The 19836-nt window shown below is 72.9% G+C and carries 19 protein-coding genes; 7 read left to right on the top strand and 12 right to left on the bottom strand.

Annotation, left to right across the window (positions count from 1 at the left end):
- Positions 1 to 43: 43 nt before the first annotated feature.
- From smc to coaD, 8 genes are all read right to left on the bottom strand, one after another.
- On the bottom strand, positions 44 to 3589 hold the full coding sequence (gene smc / locus ABZ249_RS06820; protein ID WP_355258283.1) for a chromosome segregation protein SMC: 3546 nt from the start codon (positions 3587 to 3589) through the stop codon (positions 44 to 46).
- Between the two features lie 445 nt (positions 3590 to 4034).
- Positions 4035 to 4223 (bottom strand): hypothetical protein, encoded by a 189-nt coding sequence (locus ABZ249_RS06825; RefSeq protein ID WP_220563103.1) that lies wholly within the window; start codon positions 4221 to 4223, stop codon positions 4035 to 4037.
- Between the two features lie 387 nt (positions 4224 to 4610).
- On the bottom strand, positions 4611 to 4898 hold the full coding sequence (locus ABZ249_RS06830) for an acylphosphatase (protein ID WP_220563104.1): 288 nt from the start codon (positions 4896 to 4898) through the stop codon (positions 4611 to 4613).
- A 105-nt stretch (positions 4899 to 5003) separates the two neighbouring features.
- The gene (mutM, locus tag ABZ249_RS06835) at positions 5004 to 5864 is read right to left on the bottom strand and encodes a bifunctional DNA-formamidopyrimidine glycosylase/DNA-(apurinic or apyrimidinic site) lyase (RefSeq protein ID WP_355258287.1); all 861 of its coding nucleotides are present in this window, start codon (positions 5862 to 5864) and stop codon (positions 5004 to 5006) included.
- An 8-nt stretch (positions 5865 to 5872) separates the two neighbouring features.
- Positions 5873 to 6598, bottom strand: coding sequence for a ribonuclease III (rnc, locus tag ABZ249_RS06840; RefSeq protein ID WP_220563106.1), 726 nt, complete (start codon positions 6596 to 6598; stop codon positions 5873 to 5875).
- Between the two features lie 544 nt (positions 6599 to 7142).
- Positions 7143 to 7319, bottom strand: a complete 177-nt coding sequence (gene rpmF / locus ABZ249_RS06845; protein WP_073379826.1) for a 50S ribosomal protein L32 — start codon at positions 7317 to 7319, stop codon at positions 7143 to 7145.
- A 144-nt stretch (positions 7320 to 7463) separates the two neighbouring features.
- Entirely contained in the window at positions 7464 to 8042 is a 579-nt protein-coding gene (locus tag ABZ249_RS06850; protein ID WP_355258291.1) for a DUF177 domain-containing protein, read from the bottom strand.
- Between the two features lie 154 nt (positions 8043 to 8196).
- Positions 8197 to 8679, bottom strand: coding sequence for a pantetheine-phosphate adenylyltransferase (coaD, locus tag ABZ249_RS06855; protein ID WP_220563109.1), 483 nt, complete (start codon positions 8677 to 8679; stop codon positions 8197 to 8199).
- Positions 8680 to 8850: 171 nt separating this feature from the next.
- Between coaD and rsmD the strand changes: the two genes are divergently transcribed.
- Positions 8851 to 9417 (top strand): 16S rRNA (guanine(966)-N(2))-methyltransferase RsmD, encoded by a 567-nt coding sequence (gene rsmD, locus ABZ249_RS06860; RefSeq protein ID WP_355258294.1) that lies wholly within the window; start codon positions 8851 to 8853, stop codon positions 9415 to 9417.
- A gap of 372 nt (positions 9418 to 9789) precedes the next feature.
- Here rsmD and recG read toward each other — a convergent pair whose 3' ends face one another.
- Positions 9790 to 11970, bottom strand: coding sequence for an ATP-dependent DNA helicase RecG (recG, locus tag ABZ249_RS06865; RefSeq protein WP_355258297.1), 2181 nt, complete (start codon positions 11968 to 11970; stop codon positions 9790 to 9792).
- Positions 11971 to 12348: 378 nt separating this feature from the next.
- Between recG and rpmB the strand changes: the two genes are divergently transcribed.
- Positions 12349 to 12534, top strand: coding sequence for a 50S ribosomal protein L28 (gene rpmB / locus ABZ249_RS06870; protein WP_013151263.1), 186 nt, complete (start codon positions 12349 to 12351; stop codon positions 12532 to 12534).
- A 108-nt stretch (positions 12535 to 12642) separates the two neighbouring features.
- On the opposite strand, the gene ABZ249_RS06875 is transcribed toward rpmB, so the two are convergent.
- Positions 12643 to 13287: a cellulose binding domain-containing protein gene (locus ABZ249_RS06875; RefSeq protein WP_355258300.1), complete on the bottom strand. Its 645-nt coding sequence runs from the start codon at positions 13285 to 13287 to the stop codon at positions 12643 to 12645.
- Between the two features lie 130 nt (positions 13288 to 13417).
- On the bottom strand, positions 13418 to 14386 hold the full coding sequence (locus ABZ249_RS06880) for a thiamine-phosphate kinase (RefSeq protein WP_355258303.1): 969 nt from the start codon (positions 14384 to 14386) through the stop codon (positions 13418 to 13420).
- Positions 14387 to 14502: 116 nt separating this feature from the next.
- On the opposite strand from ABZ249_RS06880, the gene ABZ249_RS06885 reads away from it, so the two are divergent.
- Positions 14503 to 14736 (top strand): Lrp/AsnC ligand binding domain-containing protein, encoded by a 234-nt coding sequence (locus ABZ249_RS06885; protein WP_355258306.1) that lies wholly within the window; start codon positions 14503 to 14505, stop codon positions 14734 to 14736.
- Positions 14737 to 14757: 21 nt separating this feature from the next.
- Positions 14758 to 15222: a DUF3515 domain-containing protein gene (locus ABZ249_RS06890; RefSeq protein WP_355258308.1), complete on the top strand. Its 465-nt coding sequence runs from the start codon at positions 14758 to 14760 to the stop codon at positions 15220 to 15222.
- A gap of 173 nt (positions 15223 to 15395) precedes the next feature.
- Here the strand turns inward: ABZ249_RS06890 and ABZ249_RS06895 are convergent, their stop codons facing one another.
- On the bottom strand, positions 15396 to 16202 hold the full coding sequence (locus tag ABZ249_RS06895; protein ID WP_355258310.1) for a DUF3105 domain-containing protein: 807 nt from the start codon (positions 16200 to 16202) through the stop codon (positions 15396 to 15398).
- Between the two features lie 89 nt (positions 16203 to 16291).
- On the opposite strand from ABZ249_RS06895, the gene ABZ249_RS06900 reads away from it, so the two are divergent.
- The 3 genes from ABZ249_RS06900 to cydB all read left to right on the top strand — a co-directional run bounded on the left by ABZ249_RS06900 (position 16292) and on the right by cydB (position 19818).
- The gene (locus tag ABZ249_RS06900) at positions 16292 to 17023 is read left to right on the top strand and encodes a DUF305 domain-containing protein (RefSeq protein ID WP_355258313.1); all 732 of its coding nucleotides are present in this window, start codon (positions 16292 to 16294) and stop codon (positions 17021 to 17023) included.
- A 302-nt stretch (positions 17024 to 17325) separates the two neighbouring features.
- On the top strand, positions 17326 to 18783 hold the full coding sequence (locus tag ABZ249_RS06905; RefSeq protein ID WP_355258316.1) for a cytochrome ubiquinol oxidase subunit I: 1458 nt from the start codon (positions 17326 to 17328) through the stop codon (positions 18781 to 18783).
- Between the two features lie 9 nt (positions 18784 to 18792).
- On the top strand, positions 18793 to 19818 hold the full coding sequence (gene cydB, locus ABZ249_RS06910) for a cytochrome d ubiquinol oxidase subunit II (protein ID WP_355258752.1): 1026 nt from the start codon (positions 18793 to 18795) through the stop codon (positions 19816 to 19818).
- Positions 19819 to 19836 lie beyond the last annotated feature (18 nt).

Raw genomic sequence — 19836 nt, forward strand, 5'->3', positions numbered from 1 at the left:
GCCGTCCCCTCTCCAGGAGGGGGCGGCCGCTCCCCTTCCCGGGTCAGGCGGAGCGCTCGATCTTCTGGCTGATGACCTGGGAGATGCCGTCGCCCTGCATGGTGACGCCGTACAGCGCGTCGGCCGCCTCCATGGTGCGCTTCTGGTGGGTGATGACGATGAGCTGGGAGGACTCCCGCAGCTCCTCGAAGATCACCAGCAGCCGCTGGAGGTTGGTGTCGTCCAGGGCCGCCTCGACCTCGTCCATCACGTAGAACGGCGACGGGCGGGCCTTGAAGATCGCCGCCAGGAACGCCACCGCGGTCAGCGAGCGCTCGCCGCCCGACAGCAGCGACAGCCGCTTGACCTTCTTGCCGGGCGGACGGGCCTCCACCTCGATGCCGGTGGTGAGCATGTCGTCGGGGTCGGTGAGCAGCAGCCGCCCCTCACCGCCCGGGAACAGCCGGCCGAAGATCGCCGAGAACTCGCGCTCCACGTCCAGGTAGGCGGAGGCGAACACCTCCTGCACCCGGGCGTCCACCTCCTGGACGATGTCCATGAGGTCGCGCCGGGTCTTCTTGAGGTCCTCCAGCTGGGCGTTGAGGAAGGCGTGCCGCTCCTCCAGCGCGGCGAACTCCTCCAGCGCCAGCGGGTTGATCTTGCCCAGCTGGTTGAGCTGGCGCTCGGCCGCCTTGGCCCGCTTGAGCTGGACCTCGCGCACGTACGGCACCGGGACGCCGTCCTCGCCCGCCTCGGCGGGCGGCGGCACCGGGACGGTCGGACCGTACTCGGCGACGAGGGTGGGCACGTCCACGCCCATCTCCTCCATCGCCTTGGTCTCCAGCTGCTCCAGGCGCAGGCGGCGCTCGGCGCGGGCCATCTCGCCGCTGTGCGCCGAACCGGTGAGCTTCTCCAGGTCGACGGACAGCTCGCGGACGCGGGCGCGCACGGTGCGCAGCTCGGCGTCGCGGGCCTCCTTGCCCGCCTCGGCGGCGGACCGCTCGGACTCGGCGGCGGCCAGCGAGGCGGCGATGCGCTCCAGGGCCAGGCGGGCGCCCTCGGCGACGGCCTCGGCGAGGGTGGCCTGCGCCCCGCGCAGGGCGCGGCGCTGTGCCGCGCGCTCGGCGGCCCGCCGCTCCTCGGCGGCCTGGGCGAGCAGCTGCTCGGCGCGGCCCGCGACGGCGCGGGCGCGCTCCTCGGCGGTGCGCACCGCCAGGCGGCGCTCCATCTCGGCGGCGCGGGCGCGCGAGGCCTGCGCGGACAGCTCGTCGCGCACCTCCGGGTCGGGGGCCTCCTCCTCCAGGGAGGCGGCCATCTCCTCGGCCTCGGCGTGCCGCTCCTCCAGCCGGGCCAGCTTCTCGACGTCCTCCGCGCGGGCGGCGGCCGCCTTGGCCGCCGCGGCGGCGTACCTCGCGGACTCGGCCTCGGCGGAGCGGGCCTGACCGCCGAGCTTGCCCAGGCGCTGGGCGGTCTCGTTGCGCTTGCGCTCGCCCTGGCGGCGGCGGGCCGTCAGCTCCTGGACCCGGGCGGACAGCTCGGCCCGCTCGGCCTTGGCGGCGTCCAGCTCCTCGGCCGCGGCGGCCGCGGCCGCGGTGGCGGTCTCCAGCTTGGCGGCGGCCTCGTCGACGGCGGCCTGGACCTCCAGCAGGCTGGGCGCGGCGGCCGAGCCGCCGTGGGCCAGCGCCCCGGCCAGCACGTCGCCGTCGGGGGTGACGGCCCGCACCGCGGGCAGCTTGGCGACCAGGTCGCGGGCGGCGGCCAGGTCGGCGGCGAGCAGCACCCGGTCCAGCAGCGCGGTGACCGGCCCGGCCAGGTGCTCGGGGGCGGTGACCGCGTCCACCGCGTAGCGGACCCCGGGCGGGGGCTGGGGCCAGTCGGCGCGCGGCACGGCGGGCACGGCCCCGGCGATGACGATCCCGGCCCGGCCCGCGTCCTCGGCGCGCAGGAGTTCGAGGGCGGCGACGGCGGCGTCGGGGTCGGCGACCGCGACGGCGCCGGCGGCCGCGCCCAGAGCGGCGGCCACCGCGGCCTCCCGGCCGGGCTCCACCTGGACCAGGGACGCCAGCGAGCCGAGCAGTCCGGGCAGGTCGGAGCCGAGCAGGGCGGCGGCGCCGTCCCTGCCGGCCAGCCCCAGTTCGAGGGCCTCCTTGCGGGCGGCCAGCGCGGCCCGCTCGCCCTCGGCGGAGCGCTCGGCGTCGCGCAGCCGGTTCAGCTCGGACTCGACCGCGGCGAGCGCGGCGGCGGCCTCCTCCTGGGCGGCGTCCAGCTCGGCGTCGCCCTCGTCGAGGCCCGCCGCCTCCTCGGCGGCCATCTCGTACTCGGCCTGGGCCTGCTCGGCGCGTTCGGCGGCCTGGGCGGCGGCCTCCTCCAGCCGGGTGATCTCGGCCTCGCCGGAGGCCAGGCGGCCGCGCAGCCCCTCCACGCTCGCCGACAGGCGGACCAGCTGCTCGCGGCGCTCGGCGGCGGCCCGGCCCGCGGCCTCCAGGCGCTTCTCCTCGCGGTACAGGGCGTCCTCGGCGGCGCTGCGCTCGGCGACGGCGGTCTCCAGGACCTCGCGGGCCTCGTCCAGCCGGGCCAGCAGCTCCTCCTCCTGGGCCGCGGCCTCCTCGGCCTCCATCTCCAGTTCCGCGGGGTCGCGCCGGTGGGCGGGCTCGTCGCCGACGGAGGCGAGGTTGCGGAAGCGCTCGGCGGCCAGTCCGCGCACGGCGTCCAGCCGCTCGGTGAGCCGGGACAGCGCGTGGTAGGTCTCGGTGGCGCGGGCCAGGGCGGGGGCGGCCTCGGCGGCCTGGGCCTCCAGCTCGGACTCGCGCTCCTGGGCCTGGGCGAGGGAGGCCTCCACCGCCGCCCGGCGGCGCAGGACGTCCTTCTCGTCGGCCTCCTCCTTGGCGAGCTGCTCGGTGAGGGTGACGATGTCGTCGGCGAGCAGCCGCAGCCGGGAGTCGCGCAGGTCGGCCTGGATGACGGCGGCCCGGCGGGCCAGCTCGGCCTGGCGGCCCAGCGGCTTGAGCTGGCGGCGCAGCTCGGCGGTGAGGTCGGTGACCCGGTCCAGGTTGCCCTGCATCGCGTTGAGCTTGCGGATCGCCTTCTCTTTGCGCTTGCGGTGCTTGAGGATGCCCGCGGCCTCCTCCACCAGCGAGCGGCGCTCCTCGGGGCCGGCGTGCAGGACGGTGTCGAGCTGGCCCTGGCCGACGATGACGTGCATCTCGCGGCCGATGCCGGAGTCGCTGAGCAGGTCCTGGATGTCGAGGAGGCGGCAGGTGTCGCCGTTGATCGCGTACTCCGAGCCGCCGTTGCGGAACATGGTCCGCTTGATGGTGACCTCGGTGTAGTCGATGGGCAGCGCGCCGTCGGTGTTGTCGATGGTGAGGCTGACCTCGGCGCGGCCCAGCGCGGGGCGGGTGGAGGTCCCCGCGAAGATGACGTCCTCCATCTTGCCGCCGCGCAGCGACTTGGCGCCCTGCTCGCCCATCACCCAGGACAGGGCGTCGACGACGTTGGACTTGCCCGAGCCGTTGGGGCCCACCACACAGGTGATCCCCGGTTCGAAGCGCAGGGTGGTGGCCGACGCGAACGACTTGAAGCCGCGCAGCGTCAGATTCTTCAGGTACACCCACACCTCCCGCAGTGGCCACCGGGCGTTCGCGCCGCGCTTTCCGGGGAGGGAAGGCGGGCCGACCCGTACAAGGGTGCCACGAAGAGGCGACAGGGGTGCGGGGGTCGGCGCGGTGTGCCGGTGGGGGACGCGTCGCCGGGCGGAGCAGGTCCGCCCTGCGCGTCGCGTGTTCGTACGTTTCCTCCCGGCTTTCCCGGGAGGAGTCGAGGAGGGGGGATCACCGGCGGACACGGAGGGTTGTGACGGAGTCCGCCGGGTACTAAAAGGAAAAGAGGCCGCAATGGAAAAGGAAAGACTGCGGCGCGGTGGACTTGTGGATCCGGTGGGAATCCCACCGGTGAGGATTCAGGGACGCCCGGACGATACAGCGGAAAGGCGTCCCCACCCCTGGATTCGTGCGCGGCGCGCGCGGCCGGTCATCGCCGGGCGCGGAACGCGCGGATCAGGCGAGCGCGGGCTCGCGGTCGGTGGCACCCGCGACGTCGCTGACCGCCATGCTGAGCTGGTCGTTGCGCGCCTGGAGCCGGCTGACCTCGTCCTCGAGGTCGCGTACCCGCTTCTGAAGCCGTCGCATCTCCTGGACCATACGAGGGTCGGAGCCGCCGACGTGGCCGAACAGAGCCTTCGCCATGATGTGGGTCCTCCACACTGAGTGACCAGTTGTGATTTTGCGCATGCGACACCCCGCGGGATTTCTTTCTCCATGATGTGCGATTCGCTTTCATGGACGTTTCTTCCACGCGGGTGGAAGGCTGCGCGGTGTGCCTTCCAGAGTCTCACTAGGCGCGCCACTGGTCAAGATTGGATTACAAACACTCGGTAACCACTCTGATCCGGAGTGAGAAGTCCCGGGCAGGTGGCGTCAACACGATGCGAAGAAGGCCGCCCCGGCCGGGCCGGAGACGCGCGGGAACGCACGATGACGGCCGACGCACCTCACGAGACCCTGCCACGAGCCTTCGGTACCGACCGTCGCGGTCGCGGGGTGCGCTCGAATCGCGTTACCCCTCCAGGATACTCACCGCTCGACGAAACCGGTGAACGTACCCCCGACCGGACCCCAACGTTCGACCACAGAGTCCACACGGCCGGGTGTTCCGCCGCCCTTGAGGCGTTCAAGAAGCTCCTCGCAGGCTTTCCGGGAACCCTCCGCCACGACCTCCACACGGCCGTCCGCGAGGTTCGTGGCGGCCCCGACCAGCCCCAGTTCCAGCGCTCGGGAACGCGTCCACCAGCGGAAACCCACTCCCTGTACATGTCCGCGCACCCACGCGGTCAGTCGGACGACCTCGTCGCCGCCGCTCATTGACCGTTCCTCTTCCTTACCTTGGGGAGACACTTTCCTCACTGTGCGGTCCTCTGGGCCGTTCGGACCCGGAAAACCCCACCCGCCCCACCCGTCACAGACCCGTCAGGCGGTGCGGGACCTCCGCGGGGGCCTCTGGCACGAGGGGCAGCTGAACGAGGAGCGGTTCATGAACGACTCCCGCACGATCGGGGAGGCGCACCGGCCGCACGGCCGGTCCTCCCGCCCGTAGGCGTTGAGCCCCCGGGCGAAGTAGCCGCTCTCGCCGTTGACGTTGACGTACAGCCCGTCGAAGGTGGTGCCGCCCACCGCCAGCGCCTCCGTCATGACGTCGCGCACGTGCCCCAGCAGCTCGGTCGCCTGCGCCCGGGTCAGCCCCCGGGTGCCGCGCCGCCCGTGCAGGCCGGCCCGCCACAGGGCCTCGTCGGCGTAGATGTTGCCCACGCCGCTGATCAGCGACTGGTCCAGCAGCGCCCGTTTGACCTCGGTGTCCCTGGCGCGCAGCGCGCGCACGAACGCCTCCGGGACGAACTCCGCGTCCAGCGGGTCCAGGGCGATGTGGTCGACCGACGCCGGCACGTCCGCCCGCTCCCCCGGCCCGTCCACCATCAGGTGGCCGAAGGTGCGCTGGTCGACGAACCGCAGCTCGTTGCCGTCCGACAGCGGCAGCCGCACCCGCAGGTGCTTCTCGTCCGGCTTGCCCTGCGGCTGGACCAGCATCTGGCCGCTCATCCCCAGGTGGGCCAGGAGCATCGACCCGTCGTCCAGGGCCAGCCACATGTACTTGCCGCGGCGCAGCGCGGCCGTGGGGGTGCGCCCCTCGAGCCGGGCCGCGAAGTCGGCGGGGCCGGGGGCGTGCCTGCGCACCGCGCGGGGGTGCAGGACCTCGACCCCGGCGACGGTGCGTCCCACGGCGTGGGCGGCCAGCCCCCGGCGTACGACCTCGACCTCGGGCAGCTCGGGCATCGGGGTACCTACCTCTTTCCGTTTCCGGCGGCCTCGGATCGGGCCTTGATCGCCTTCCAGGCGGACTCGGCGGCCTGCTGCTCCGCCTCCTTCTTGCTGCGGCCCTCGCCCAGGCCGTAGCTCTCCCCCGCGACCCTGACCGTGGCCCGGAACGTCTTCTGGTGGTCGGGGCCCGACTCGTCCACGTGGTACTCGGGCACGCCCAGCATCTCCGCGGCCGTCAGCTCCTGGAGCGAGGTCTTCCAGTCCAGGCCCGCGCCCAGCCCGGAGGCGGTCGCGATCAGCGGGTCGAACAGCCGGTGCACGAACTCCGAGGCGGTGTCCAGGCCGCGGTCCAGGTAGACCGCGCCGATGATGGCCTCCAGGGTGTCGGCCAGGATCGACGACTTGTCGCGCCCGCCGGTGCCCTCCTCGCCGCGGCCCAGCCGGATGTAGGCGCCGATGCCCAGGCCGCGGGCCACGTCGGCCAGCGCCCGCATGTTGACGACCGCGGCGCGCAGCTTGGCCAGCTGCCCCTCGGGCAGGTCGGGGTGCTTGCGGAAGAGCGTGTCGGTGACCACCAGGCCGAGCACGGAGTCGCCCAGGAACTCCAGGCGCTCGTTGGTGGGCAGGCCGCCCTTCTCGTAGGCGTAGGAGCGGTGGGTCAGCGCGCGGACCAGGATCCTGGGGTCGACCTCGACCCCGATGGCCTGGTGGAACGCCTTGGTCTCGGCGGAGGAGAGCTGGGTGGCCACTCGTTTCACTTCCCTGTTCGGGCACGCCGGTGCGGCGCGCGTGCGCGGTCGCGGACGCACGGCCCGACCAGGGTGCTCGAAAACGAGGTGAGCGTCGCGGGAGCCCGGCGCCGGACACGGCGCCCGCTCCCCCGGCGGCCACCACGAACTCGGGAACTCCGGTGCGGTCCGCGGGCCGGCCGTCGCGTGGACGGTAGGACGGGCGGGGCGGCTCGGGGCGTGTTCGCTCGCGTCCTCCGGTCCGTCTCTCGCGGTGCCGGCCGGGCCCGGGCGGGCCCCGCCGCGCGGTGCCGCGCGGCACCCCGGAACGGTCGTCCTGCGAGAGATCGCCTGGAGGCCGCTCGTGCCGGACGGCGCGAACGCCGGACGGCACGAGGACATCCGCGGAACACGCCCTGGGCCGTCCCTCGGTCACACTCTACAAATCCCGGCCCGTCCGCGCCTCCCCCGCGGGCCCCGGACAGCGTTCGGGGCGGGTCCGTGGTACGGACCCGCCCCGGGGGCAGGAGTCGGGTGCGGTGACCCGAGGACCTGGCATACGCGGTTACGCCGGGTTGACGACCTGGCGGTTGTTGTAGGTGCCGCAGGTCGGGCAGGCGACGTGGGGCTGCTTGGGGTCGCGGCAGCGCGGGCAGTTGACCAGCACCGGGCGCGACGCCTTCCACTGGGAACGGCGGGTCCGGGTGTTGCTCCGCGACATCTTCCGCTTCGGGACGGCCACTTCAATCCTCCTGGGTCACCCCCGCGCGGATCGCGGGAGGTCGCTTATCTGGTCGGCCCCGCGCACTGCGGGGTGTGCTCCGTAGAACGGGGCGCCCGGCACGGGGCCGGGATCATCCCCGTGGTGCACGGGGAAGGGCTGTTGTCACTCGCCGGGCCGCTCCGCGAGGTCGCGGAGCGCCTCCCACCGGGGGTCGACACGGTCGCCGTGACCGTGGTCGGGTCCCGCGTCGGCGAGTCGGGCACCGCACTCCGAGCACAGGCCCGGGCAGTCCGGGTCGCACAGCGGCGAGAGCGGGAGGGCGAGGACGACGGCGTCTCGGACCACGGGTTCGAGGTCGAGCAGGTCGCCCTCTAGATAGTAGTCCTCATCGTCGTCGTCCGCTTCCAGGTCCTCCTGGTGGAGGCCGTCCTCGTCGGCGGTGTACCGGAACATCTCCTGGAAGCCCGCCTCGAAGTCCTCGGAGAGGGGGTCGAGGCAGCGCGAGCACTCGGCCGTGATCTGCCCGCGCACGGTCCCGGTGACCAGGACGCCCTCCATCACCGCTTCGAGGCGCAGGTCGAGCTCCAGCTCGCGGCCCTCGGGCACGGAGGACATCGCGTTCGCGAACGCCTCGGGGACGGTCACGATGCGCTGGACCGTCCGCATCGACCCCGGCTGGCGGCCCAGCGCCTGGGTGTCGACCACGAACGGGTCACGGGGATTGAGACGAGACAGGGTCATCGGGCTTTCACGAGGATTCCGGGAGCCGGGCGGTCCGCCGGTGGCGGCCGGTACCGGCCCGCGCGCACGCCGAAGACGGCGACGCACATGGTCGAACCTGGATTCTACCCATCACGTCCCCGAGCACCCAAATCAGCTCCGGAAGGCCCGCGTATCAGCCGTTCGCGGTGTACTTCTCGCGCAGCCGGTCCTGCACGTAGGGCGTCACCAGGTTGGAGACGTCGCCGTGGTACTGGGCGATCTCCCGGACCAGGCTGGAGGACAGGAAGGAGTACTGCGGGTTCGCGGTCATGAACACCGTCTCCACCCCGGACAGGCGGTAGTTCATCTGGGCGATCTGGAGCTCGTAGTCGAAGTCGCTGACCGAGCGGAGGCTGCGCACGATGGTGTCGATGCCGTTGGCGCGGCAGAAGTCGACCAGGAGCCCGTCGAACTCGGCGACCTGCACGTTGGCGAGGTCCTCGGTCCCCACGCGGAGCATGTCGAGCTTCTCCGGGACCGTGAACAAGCCCCTCTTGTTCACGTTGTTGAGCACAGCGGCGACGACCTCGTCGTACTGCTTGGCCGCCCGGCCGATGATGTCGATGTGACCGTAGGTCACCGGATCGAAGGAACCCGGGCAGACGGCACGGCGCACGGTGATCGCCCCTTTCGGACATGGCGTTCGAGTACCGCGATCGTAGGGGTCGCCTCCGGTACGGATTCGGGCAACTCCCGCTTAGTGGCCACTTTCCCCCCGTCGGCCCCACCGCGGGAGGAGGCGCGCCGGGGAGTCCGGGAGGCGCGGCGCCTTGGCTACGGTGGTGCCATGACCCGCATCATCGCCGGGACGGCCGGGGGGCGCCGCCTCTCCGTCCCCGACGGCCGCACCACCCGCCCCACCAGCGACCGGGCCCGCGAGGCCCTGTTCGCCTCCGCCCAGTCCGACCTCGGCCCGCTGACCGGGCTGCGGGTCATGGACCTGTACGCGGGCTCGGGGGCCATCGGCCTGGAGGCCCTGTCCCGGGGCGCCTCCCACGCGCTGCTGGTGGAGGCCGACCGCAGGGCGGCCAAGGTGGTGCGGGACAACATCGACGCGCTGGGCCTGCCCGGCGCCCGGCTGGCCGCCGACCGGGTGGAGCGGGTGGTCGCGCAGGACAACCCGGACGGGCCCTACGACCTGGTGGTGGCGGACCCGCCGTACGCGGTCACCGACGCCGAGATCGCCGCCGTGCTCGCCGACCTGGCCTCCCGCTCCTGGCTGGCCGACGGCGCGCTGGTGGTGGTGGAGCGCTCCAAGCGCACCGCCGAGCCCGCCTGGCCCGCCGGCCTCGCCCGCGACCGCAAGCGCGGCTACGGCGAGGCCGTCCTCTGGTACGCCCACTACTCCGCCTAGTGCCTGTTTTTGAATGCTCTCCTGTACTGCTGGGGGTTCGTGAGGCGCCCGGCGGGGTTCTGGAGGCCCGGAGGAGGCATCCGAGGAACGAGGATGTCGACGCAGGGCCGAAGGTTCCCGCCCTCGGGGGGCGCCGAGCACGAACCGAAGCGCAGCGGAGGTTCAAAAAACACGCCCTAGGCCGCCCTTTCGTACCTCCGCCGCCCTTCGGCCCGCCCGTCGGGCGGCGGAAGGCCCCCGGCGGACGGCCCACGGCCGCAGGCTTTCGCCGAGGACCGCCTCCTCCGCTCCCCCGGGCCTTTGGAACCCGCCGGGCGCCTCACGAACCCCGGCGGCGCAGCCGTTCGAAGGACAGGCCTCGGGGCCAGGAGCTCAGGTCTTGTCGAGGTACTCGGCGCGCTCCTCCGGGAGCAGCTCCTCCAGGGCGCGGACCAGGGGCGGGTGGGCGGTCAGCTCCGGGTCCTCCTCCAGGTAGGCGGCGGCGCGCTCGCGGGCCTCCTCGATGACCTTCTCGTCCTTGAGCAGGGTGAGCAGGCGCAGGCTGGAGCGGCCCGACTGGGCGTCGCCCAGAACGTCGCCCTCGCGGCGCATCCGCAGGTCCTCCTGGGAGAGCACGAAGCCGTCGGTGGTCGAGGCGACCACGTCGAGCCGCTCCCGGGCGGGCGAGCCCTCCTCGGACTCGGTGACCAGCAGGCACAGACCCGGCAGCTTGCCGCGGCCGACCCGGCCGCGCAGCTGGTGCAGCTGGGAGACCCCGAACCGGTCGGCGTCCATGATGACCATCACAGTGGCGTTGGGCACGTCCACGCCCACCTCGATGACGGTGGTGGACACCACCACGTCGGTGGTGCCGGCCGAGAAGCGGCCCATCACCGCGTCCTTGTCGTCGGGGGCCATCCGCCCGTGCAGCACCTCCACGCGCAGGCCGGCCAGGGGGCCCTCCGTCAGCCGGGCGGCGATCTCCAGTACCGCCAGCGGGGCGCGTTCGCCCTCCTCCCCCGCGGCCTGGGCGTCCTCGGCGGAGTCGCCGTCGCCGATGCGCGGGCAGACCACGAAGGCCTGGCGGCCCTGGGCCGCCTCCTCGCGGATCCGCTCCCAGGCCCGGCTGAGGTAGTGGGGCTTGTCCTTGGCCGGGACCACGTGGGTGGACACCGGCGCCCGCCCGGCGGGCAGCTGGGTGAGGGCGACCACGTCGAGGTCGCCGTAGACGGTCATGGCGACGGTGCGCGGGATGGGCGTGGCGGTCATCACCAGCACGTGCGGGCGGCCGTCGGCGGCCTTGGCCCGCAGGGCGTCGCGCTGCTCCACCCCGAACCGGTGCTGCTCGTCGACCACGACCAGGCCCAGGTCGGCGAAGGACACGTGCTCCTGGAGCAGGGCGTGGGTGCCCACCACGATCCCGGCGGCGCCGGAGGCGGCGTCCAGCAGGGCCTCGCGCCGGGCGGCGGCCCCCATGGACCCGGTGAGCAGGGCGGTCCGGGTGGCCCGCTCGGCCCCGTCGATCTGCCCGGCCCGGCCCAGCGCGCCCAGCATGGCGCCGATGGAGCGGTGGTGCTGCTGGGCCAGCACCTCGGTGGGGGCGAGCATGACGGCCTGGCCGCCGGAGTCCACCACGCGGAGCATGGCCCGCAGCGCCACCAGGGTCTTGCCCGCGCCCACGTCGCCCTGGAGCAGGCAGTGCATGGGGTGGGCGGAGTCGAGCCGCGCGGCGAGCAGGTCGCCGACCTCCCGCTGGCCGTCGGTGAGGGTGAACGGCAGCTGCGCGTCGAAGGCGTCGAGGATGCCGCCGTCGGCGCCGGGCCGGGGCACCGCGGGCAGGCTCTCGGCGTCGCGGCGCCGGCGGGCCAGCGCCAGTTGCAGGACGAACGCCTCGTCCCACTTCAGGCGCCGGCGGGCGGAGCCGATGTCCTGATCGCTCTGCGGCCGGTGGATCCTCCGCAGGGCGTCGGCGATCCCCGGGCGGTCGCCGAGGACGGCGGGCGGCAGCGGGTCGGGCAGGTCGTCCACGACGCCCAGGGCGACCTCGACGGCGCGGCCGATGGTGGCCGAGTCCATGCCCTTGACCGCCGGGTAGACCGGGATGAGCTCGTCGGCGTAGGCGCGGGCCCGGTCCACCTCGGAGCCGTCCTCGTCGAGGAGCTCGTACTGCGGGTGGTCGAGCTGGCGGCGCCCCTTGAAGGTGCCGACCCGGCCGGAGAACATGGCCAGCCGCCCGGGGGTGAGCCGGGTCTGGTGGTAGGCGCCCTGGTTGAAGAACGTGAGGTGCAGCCGGCCGGTGCCGTCGGTCACGACGACCTCCAGCAGGTCCATCCTCCGCCGCCCCTGCCGGGGCGGGACCGTGCGCCTCTTGGCGTCCAGGACGCGGGCCTGCACGGTGGCCTGCTCGCCCTCGCGCAGCAGGGCCAGGTCGGTGAGGTCGCCGCGCCGGTCGTAGCGGCGCGGGTAGTAGCGCAGGAGGTCGCCGAGGGTGTGGAGGTCGAGCTTCTCCTCCAGGGCCTTGGCCGTCTTGCCGCGCAGCGGGCCCCGGCCCAGCGGTTCGTCCCAGGTGGTCATGGTCTTCCTCTTCAGGATCGCCGGTCACGGCCAACGCTAGTGCCCCGCTGCGACGCTCGGCGGCGGCTCCCGGGAGCGGGGCGGCGGCGGGTCGGCATTCTCCCGGGACGGGGCCGAAGGCACGGATGTCCGCCGACGTCTCCGGCGGCGCTATACTCGTGTGAGTTCATCGTGTTTCCGCCGTGCCCGCGTGGCGGCGGTCGATGGTCCTTCCGGCGGCACCACGTCCCGTCGGCGCACGCGGGGGGCTTTTTACCTCCCCTCGTGTACTCTTCCACGGTTGGCGTTCGCGCCGGCCTGTCCGCCCGGCCCCTTCCGGCCGGTTGAACCTTCGCGTGCGGCGACGTGCGCGATCCCGAACACTTGAATGGAGTTACCGTGGCTTCCGTCTGCGACGTCTGCGGCAAGGGACCAGGGTTCGGTAACAGTGTTTCCCACTCGCACCGTCGCACCCGCCGCCGCTGGAACCCCAACATCCAGACCGTCCGCACCCGCGTCGGCGGCACGCCCAAGCGCGTGAACGCCTGCACCTCGTGCATCAAGGCCGGCAAGGTGACCCGCTAGGGAGCACCGCCCCCGACAGGTCTTCGAGGCCCTCCGACTCCGGTCGGGGGGCCTTCGCCGTTCCCGGGCCCGGACGGAGGGGTCGGCGCCGGAACGCGGTGGGACCGCTCACAGGCTGCAGATGTGCCCGTTGAGGGAGCAGCGGGTCGGGCTCTGCGCGGCGCCCAGGGCCTGGAAGGTGAGCGAGGCGCTCTCCCCGGGTTCGAGCCCGTCGGCGCTGCCGGGCTGGCGGGCCAGGATGCCGTCGTCGATGGCCTCCCAATCGGCGCCCTCGACGTGGGTGACCTCGGCGTCCTCGAACGCCAGGGCCAGTTCCCAGGCGTCGAGCCTGCTGCGGGAGGTGTTGGTGACCGTGACCTGCGCACTGAAGCCCGCCTCGCCCGACTCCACGACGCGGTAGGAGACGGTGGTGGGCTCGGTGCCCGCCTGGGTCTGCGGCGCGGGCGTCCCGGCGTCGGGCTCGGGGGTGACGCCGCCGCTGGGGCCCACCCCGTCCTGGGTGCCCGGGTTCTGCGCGGTGCCCCCGGGGGTGCCGCCGAATTGGAGGTAGATCTGGGTGGTGCTGTAGCCGAAGAGGAGCAGGCCCAGGATCACACCGGAGACGACGAGCACGTTGAGCAGGCGCGGGGGCTCCACGCGCTTGGGGACGGTGCTCTCGATGAAGCCGCCCAGCCGGCGCAGCGCCCCGGTGTCCGCGGGCTCGTTGCGGTGCGCACCGCGACGGGTGCCCTGCCGCTGGCCGTGCCGCCCCATGGACCGCCTCTCCCCGGGATCGGAAACCGATCTCGCCCTGCCCGGTGGCCGCCGCTCGGTGCGAGCGGGACCGGGCGATTCCCGGCCGCAAGCCTAGCGCGCGAGCCAAAACAGACAAATCCAAACGCGCTCATTCGCCGGGGAAATGATCCCATCCGGTGCGTTCGGGGACCCGCCCGCCGACGGTGACGCGGTGCTCCCCCTCCTCGGCCGGGAGGACGGTCCCGATGCGGTGCCAGTGGTCGGGCAGGTCCGCTCCGGCGGGGAAGGTCGCGGCCAGGGCGTGGTCCTCGCCCCCGGAGACCATGAACGCCAGGGCCCGGCCGGGCTCCCCGCCCAGGACGCGCACGGCCTCGACCAGCGCGGGCTCGGGGCGCAGCAGGTCCGGGTCCAGGTCGATGCGCACCCGCGATGCCCGGCACACGTGGCCCAGGTCCTGGGCGAGGCCGTCGCTGACGTCGAGCATGGCGGTGGCGCCCAGCCGGGACGCCTCGGGTCCGGCGGAGTAGGGCGGGGAGGGCCTGCGGTACTCGTCCAGGCAGGCGGCGGGCCCGTCGATCCCGGCGGTGAGCAGGGCCAGCCCGGCGCCGGACAGGCCCAGGTGCCCGCAGTAGGCGACGACGTCGCCGGGGCGGGCGCCGTCGCGGCGGACCGGGGCCCGGCCCTGGAGGTCGCCCAGCGCGGTGATCGCGACGGTGATGGTGTCGGAGCCGACGGTGTCGCCGCCCACCACCGCGCCGCCCGCGGCCGCGCACTCGTCGCGCACGCCCAGCGTGAACTCCTCCGCCCACTCCAGGGGCAGGTCGGCGGGGGCGGCGAAGCCGATGAGCAGGCCGGTGGGGCGGGCGCCCATGGCGACGACGTCGGCGAAGTTCTGGGCCACCGCCCGGTGGCCGACGTCGCGGGCCGTGGACCAGTCGCGCCGGAAGTGGCGCCCCTCCACCAGCAGGTCGGTGGTGGCCACGGTCCGGCCGTCGGGGGCGGCGACGACGGCCGCATCGTCACCCGGGCCGAGGATTACATCGTCCGTCCCGGGGAATTGGCCCGTCACGCGTCTGATCAGAGCGAACTCGCCCAGACCCCCAATGGTGTTCTGCACAGGGAACAGGGTACGGTGACGCTCCGGCGCGGTGGTCCAGACCCACGTTCGTCACACGTTCGTCATCGGCCTCACCGTCGGGTGCTCCCGTACCCGGCATGCACGAAGGAGTACACATGGTGCGGGCATACATCCTGATCCAGACCGAGGTCGGCCGCGCCGCCGAGGTCGCCGAGCGCATCCGGGGCATCGAGGGGGTCACGGAGGCCCACGACGTGACCGGCCCCTACGATGTGATCGTCCAGGCCGAGGCCGACGACGTGGACGCCCTGGGGTCGCTGGTGGTGGCCCGCATCCAGCGTCTCGAGGGGATCGCCCGGACGCTCACCTGTCCCATCGTCAACATCTGACCCGACCCTTCGGAGAATGTGGTGCGCGTACTCCTGCGGCTGGCCCCCGTGCTCCTCCTGCTGGGCGCGGTCGCGGGGTGCGGGGCGCAGACGGTGCGCATGGAGCCGCCACTGCCCGACGCCGCGGCCGAGGAGCTGTGCACGGCGCTGGTCGCCGACCTGCCGGACACCCTCATGGACGCCGAGCGCGTCGACGTCCGGCCCGCGTCCGACCTCACCGCCGCCTGGGGCGACCCGGCGATCGGCCTGCGCTGCGGGGTGGAGCGGCCCGTGGCATTGGCCCCGGACTCCCTGCTCGAGGAGGTCAACGGGGTCCCGTGGCTGTCCGAGCCGGCCGACGCCCCCACGGTCTTCACCGCGGTCGGCCACGAGGCCTACGTCGAGCTGCTGATCCCGACCTCCTACGGCCCCCCGGCCGCGGCGCTCACGACCGTGGGCGACCTGGTCTCCGAGCACCTGCCGCCGCTGCCCGACGGAGAGCTCTAGGCAGAGTCCTTTCGGGCCTCCGTCGCGCCGCGGCCCGCCCGCCGGACGGCGGAGGGTCCCCGACGGACGGCCCGCGAAAGAGCGGTCCCGGGAGCGGCCCGCAGAACCCGGAAGGGGCGGTGCGACCGTGGTCGCACCGCCCCTTCCCTCCGTCTTCCGACATGCGGCGCCCGCTACTCGGAACCCTCCTCGGCGGGAGCCTCGCTCTCGTCCCCGGCGGGGGCGTCGCTCTCCTCCTCGGCAGGGGCGTCGCTCTCGCCCTCGGCCGGCGCGTCGCCCTCGGCGCCCTCGGCGGGGCCGTCCATCCCCTCGGGGAGCTGCTCCTCGCCGCCACCGCCGGCGAGCATGGCCTCGACCTCCTCGGCGTTCTCGGCCACGCCCTGGGAGCACAGCGCGCCCGGCTCCGGCACGTCGCTGCTCTGCTCGAAGGCGCGGACGAAGCGCTGGAGGCTCTCGTCGGTCGGGCTGTCCACGGCGACCTGGCGGCCCCAGGCGGAGGCCACGATCGGGCCGTCCATCTCACCCTCGTACGGGGTGACCAGCAGGTAGGAGCCCGGCGTGTAGAAGCCGTTCAGCTGCTCGACCTGGTCCGCGGGCAGCTCGGGGTCGTAGGCGATCCACACCGCGCCGTGCTCCAGGGAGTGCACCGCGAACTCGGGGGTCACCGGCGAGGGGTAGACGCCGCAGTTCTGCCAGGCGCTCCAGTGGTCGCCGCCGACCGGCGGGCTCTGCTCGTAGTCGACCTTCTCACCGGTGTCGACGTGGAGGTAGGAGCCGATCTCGTGTTCCGCCATACCGGGGATCTGCCGGCTGCGATGATCCATGTAGAAGAGGAAACCGATGAGACCCACGACCACCACGGCCGCCAGCGCGCCGCCGGCGATGCCGAGGATCTTGCGCTGTCTCTCCTTGCGCAGGCGTTCCGCCTTGAGGGCGGCGGCGCGCTGGCGACGCTCCTCCGCCGTCTTCTTCTTGGCCACTGGGTCTCCTGAGGTGGGTGGTGGGGCCTGGGACTTACCTATCCTCTACTTTGGCATCAGAGTCGGGCGATTTGACCAGGATGGTTCCCATGGGAGACGAAAGCGGTACCGAGCGCGACCCGATCGGTGACCTCGGCCACACCGCGGACGGACCCGGGGACGACGGCGGGGAGGCCGTCCCGGGGGAGTTCCCGGAGGAGTCCGAGCCCCGCAGGACGTCGTTCGCCTCCGTACCGAGCTGGGCCGCGGTGATCCTGGTCGCAGTCGCCCTGCTCGGCGGCTACCTGCTGGGACGCCCCTCGTACCCGCTGGACACCGGCGCCGACGCGGGCTTCCTGCGGGACATGAGCGTCCACCACAACCAGGCCGTGGACATGTCGATGATCATCCTCGACAAGACGGAGGACCCCGAGCTGCACACCGTCGCCACCGACATGGCCCGCACCCAGCAGGCCCAGGTGGGGCGCATGCAGGGGTGGCTGCTGGCCTGGAACCTGCCGATGCGCGCCCCGGACCGGCCGATGGCCTGGATGGCGGGGCACGACCACGGCGGCGGGGACGGCGGGGTGCCCGAGGCCATGCCGGGGCTGGCCACCGCCGAGCAGCTCGACGGGCTCCGCGCGGCCGAGGGCGTGGAGGCCGAGATCGTCTTCCTGGAGCTGATGATCGCCCACCACCTGGGCGGCATCGAGATGGCCGAGGCCGAGGTGGACCTGGGCCGGGAGGAGATGGTCGTGGACTTCGCCCAGGGCATGATCGACGCCCAGGGGGCCGAGGTGGACCTCATGGAGCGGATGCTGGCCGACCGCACCGACACCTGACCGACTCCGTCGACGCCGAGGCGGCGCACCCCGCGGGGGTGCGCCGCCTCCGTCGTTCCCGGGGCGGCCCCGCATGTGTCCGAGTCCACAGACACGACTCCCCGGCCTCCGTGGATACCGCGTTCTCCCAGGTCAGAATGGTCACGCGACCGCGTTCGGGCCGCCCTCCCCGGGCCGGCACCCCCTCTCCCTCCCCGCCGGAAGCCCCTCCGAGGCCCTTCGCGGGCCCCCGGAGGCGACTACGACACGTTGTAGAACTACGATGTGTAGTACTACCGGTGGTCGGTACCTGAGAGGCGGGTATGGAAGCCCTTGAACTCGCGCGGTGGCAGTTCGGTGTCACCACGATCTACCACTTCCTGTTCGTTCCGTTGACGATCGGCCTGTCGTTCATCGTGGCCGTCCTCCAGACGGTCTGGTACCGCACCGGAAGGCACGAATACCTCCAGGCGACCCAGTTCTTCGGGAAGCTCTTCCTGATCAACTTCGCCATGGGCGTGGTCACCGGCATCGTCCAGGAGTTCCAGTTCGGCATGAACTGGAGCGAGTACTCCCGGTTCGTCGGCGACGTCTTCGGCGCCCCGCTGGCGATGGAGGCGCTGCTCGCCTTCTTCCTGGAGTCCACCTTCATCGGCCTGTGGATCTTCGGCTGGCACCGGCTGCCCCGCGCCGCCCACCTGGCCTGCATCTGGATGGTGGCGATCGGCACCAACCTGTCGGCCTACTTCATCCTGGCCGCCAACGCCTGGATGCGCCGCCCCGTCGGGTTCGAGGTCAACCCCGAGAACGGGCGCGCCGAGCTCAACGACATCTGGGCCGTGCTCAGCAACGACCAGGCCTGGTCCACCTACCTGCACACCGTCTCGGCCGCGTTCATCACCGCCGGGCTGTTCGTGGTCTGCGTCAGCGCCTACAAGCTGTGGCGCAACCAGAGGCACAACGACACCGGGATCCGCGGGACGACCCCGCCCAAGGGCGACTTCGCCCTCTTCCGCGGCACGCTCAAGGTCGGGCTGGTGTTCACGCTCATCGCCGGTGTGATCGTGGTGTTCTCCGGGGACCACCAGGCCAAGCTCGCCGCCCAGTACGAGCCCATGAAGCTCGCCGCGGCCGAGGCCCTGTGGGAGACCGAGGAGGGGGCGCCGTTCTCCGCGTTCGCCGTCGGCGACACCGAGGCGCGGTACAACCCCATCGACATCACCATCCCCAACATCCTCAGCTTCCTCGCGACCGGCGAGTTCGACGGCGAGGTCCACGGGATCAACAACCTCCAGGAGGCCTACGAGGCCGAGTACGGCGAGGGGGACTACGTCCCCAACGTGTTCGTCACGTACTGGTCGTTCCGCCTCATGATGGGCCTGGGCATGGCCGGGGTCGCCGTCGCCGCGCTCGGGCTGTGGCTCACCCGCGGCGGCCGGACGCCGTCCGTGCACGGCAGGCTGACCCGCTGGTTCTACCCGCTGGCCGTGCTCGCCCTGCCCGCCGCCCTGGCCGCCAACATCTTCGGCTGGGTGCTCACCGAGATGGGCCGCCAGCCCTGGACCGTCCACGGCTACCTGCTCACCGCCGCCAGCGTCTCGCCCGGGGTGAGCCTGGGCACCGTCGCCCTGAGCCTGACCGGGTTCACCCTCGTCTACGGCGTCCTCGCCGTCGTCGAGGTCGGCCTGCTGGTCAAGTACATCAAGGCGGGCCCGTCCCACCTCGTCCCCGACCTCGAGAGGGACGGCGACGAGTCGAAGATCCCTCACTTCAGCTACTAGGACATGACCATGGATCTGGCCGTCATCTGGTTCATCGCCATCTCGGTCCTGTGGATCGGGTACTTCGTCCTGGAGGGGTTCGACTTCGGCGTCGGCACCCTGATGCCGTTCATGGGCAGAAGGGACTCCGTCGACCGCAGGGTCGCCATCAACTCCATCGGACCGGTGTGGGACGCCAACGAGGTCTGGCTGATCACCGCGGGCGGCGCCACGTTCGCGGCGTTCCCCGCCTGGTACGCCTCCCTGTTCAGCGGGTTCTACCTGCCGCTGTTCGTCATCCTCATCGCGCTCATCCTGCGCGGTGTGGCCTTCGAGTACCGCGGCAAGCGGGACGACCCCGTCTGGCGGCTGTGGTGGGACCGGGCCATCTTCTTCGGCAGCGCCGCGCCGGCCCTGCTGTGGGGGGTCGTCTTCGCCAACGTCGTCCGGGGCGTGGCCATGGACGCCGACCACATCGTCACCGCGTCCCTGGCGGACCTGTTCAACCCGTACGCGCTCCTGGGCGGGCTCACCACCCTGTCGCTGTTCACCCTGCACGGGGCGGTGTTCCTGAGCCTGAAGACCGACGGGCCGGTCCGGGCCCGCGCCCGCACCGCCGCGCTGCGCACCGCGTACGTCGCCGTGCCCGCCGCGGCCGCGTTCCTGCTGTGGACCCAGCTCGCCCACGGACAGGCGTGGACCTGGCCGCTCGTGGCGCTGGCCGCCCTCGCCCTGGTCGGCGGGGTCGCGGCGGCCCGGGCGCGGCGCGAGGGCCTGGCGTTCGGGCTCATGGTGGCCACCATCCTGGCCGCCGTGGTCACCCTGTTCGGGTCGCTGTTCCCGGACGTGCTGCCCTCCACCACCGACCCGGCGTTCAGCCTCACCGTCGAGAACGCCTCCTCGGCGGACTACACGCTCACCATCATGACCTGGGTGGCCGTCGTCTTCCTGCCGCTGGTGCTCCTCTACCAGGGCTGGAGCTACTGGGTGTTCCGCAAGCGGGTCACCGGTGCCACCGTCACCGGCGAGTCCGTGGCCCAGCGCTCCGGCGCCTGATCCGAAGGGCGCGGCCCC

It is taken from the genome of Nocardiopsis sp. NPDC006139 (assembly GCF_040614155.1).
Taxonomy (GTDB): domain Bacteria; phylum Actinomycetota; class Actinomycetes; order Streptosporangiales; family Streptosporangiaceae; genus Nocardiopsis; species Nocardiopsis changdeensis.

Bases quoted from the DNA above. Each gene is read 5' to 3' on its own strand.
- ABZ249_RS06830 (WP_220563104.1), bottom strand. From the start codon at position 4,898: ATGAGCGGCGGCGACGAGGTCGTCCGACTGACCGCGTGGGTGCGCGGA.
- ABZ249_RS06850 (WP_355258291.1), bottom strand. From the start codon at position 8,042: ATGACCCTGTCTCGTCTCAATCCCCGTGACCCGTTCGTGGTCGACACC.
- ABZ249_RS06825 (WP_220563103.1), bottom strand. From the start codon at position 4,223: ATGGCGAAGGCTCTGTTCGGCCACGTCGGCGGCTCCGACCCTCGTATG.
- ABZ249_RS06900 (WP_355258313.1), top strand. From the start codon at position 16,292: ATGGGAGACGAAAGCGGTACCGAGCGCGACCCGATCGGTGACCTCGGC.
- ABZ249_RS06885 (WP_355258306.1), top strand. From the start codon at position 14,503: ATGGTGCGGGCATACATCCTGATCCAGACCGAGGTCGGCCGCGCCGCC.
- mutM (WP_355258287.1), bottom strand. From the start codon at position 5,864: ATGCCCGAGCTGCCCGAGGTCGAGGTCGTACGCCGGGGGCTGGCCGCC.
- ABZ249_RS06905 (WP_355258316.1), top strand. From the start codon at position 17,326: ATGGAAGCCCTTGAACTCGCGCGGTGGCAGTTCGGTGTCACCACGATC.
- rsmD (WP_355258294.1), top strand. From the start codon at position 8,851: ATGACCCGCATCATCGCCGGGACGGCCGGGGGGCGCCGCCTCTCCGTC.
- recG (WP_355258297.1), bottom strand. From the start codon at position 11,970: ATGACCACCTGGGACGAACCGCTGGGCCGGGGCCCGCTGCGCGGCAAG.
- cydB (WP_355258752.1), top strand. From the start codon at position 18,793: ATGGATCTGGCCGTCATCTGGTTCATCGCCATCTCGGTCCTGTGGATC.
- ABZ249_RS06875 (WP_355258300.1), bottom strand. From the start codon at position 13,287: ATGGGGCGGCACGGCCAGCGGCAGGGCACCCGTCGCGGTGCGCACCGC.